Origin of the sequence: Pedobacter gandavensis (assembly GCF_032677645.1) — a bacterium.
Taxonomy (GTDB): Bacteria; Bacteroidota; Bacteroidia; order Sphingobacteriales; family Sphingobacteriaceae; genus Pedobacter; species Pedobacter gandavensis_A.
In genome coordinates this window covers 1-738 of sequence record NZ_JAVTSB010000028.1, presented here as the reverse complement: position 1 = coordinate 738, position 738 = coordinate 1, and the positions used below count along the sequence as shown (strand labels likewise).

The window sequence follows — 738 nt, the reverse complement described above, 5'->3', positions numbered from 1 at the left end:
TCCCTGGATTCCATCAGCACCGGCAAGTCCGGTAGTACCGGTTACACCGATATCTCCTTTGTCACCTTTTAATCCCTGGATTCCATCAGCACCAGCAAGTCCGGTAGTACCAGTTGCACCCGTATCCCCTTTGTCACCTTTTAAACCTTGAATTCCATCAGCACCAGCAAGTCCGGTAGTACCAGTTGCACCGATATCTCCTTTGTCACCTTTTAATCCCTGGATTCCGTCAACACCAGCAAGTCCGGTAGTACCAGTTGCACCAGTATCCCCTTTGTCACCTTTTAATCCCTGGATTCCATCAGCACCAGCAAGTCCGGTAGTACCGATATCTCCTTTGTCACCTTTGTCACCTTTTAAACCCTGGATGCCATCAGTACCGGCAAGTCCGGTAGTACCAGTTGCACCGATATCTCCTTTGTCACCTTTATCCCCTTTTAAACCCTGGATTCCATCAGCACCAGCAAGTCCGGTAGTACCGGTTACACCGATATCTCCTTTGTCACCTTTTAATCCCTGAATTCCATCAGCACCAGCAAGTCCGGTAGTACCGGTTGCACCGATATCTCCTTTGTCACCTTTTAAACCCTGAATTCCATCAGCACCAGCAAGTCCGGTAGTACCGGTTGCACCAGTATCTCCTTTGTCACCTTTTAATCCCTGGATTCCATCAGCACCAGCAAGTCCGGCAGTACCGGTTGCACCGATATCTCCTTTGTCACCTTTATCCCCTTTTAA

Annotated in this window: 1 protein-coding gene; it reads right to left on the bottom strand. The window is 49.1% G+C overall.

Annotation, left to right across the window (positions count from 1 at the left end; translation table 11 throughout):
- A partial coding sequence (locus R2Q66_RS23865; protein WP_410479450.1) for a calcium-binding protein occupies positions 1 to 738 on the bottom strand: 738 nt, incomplete at both ends.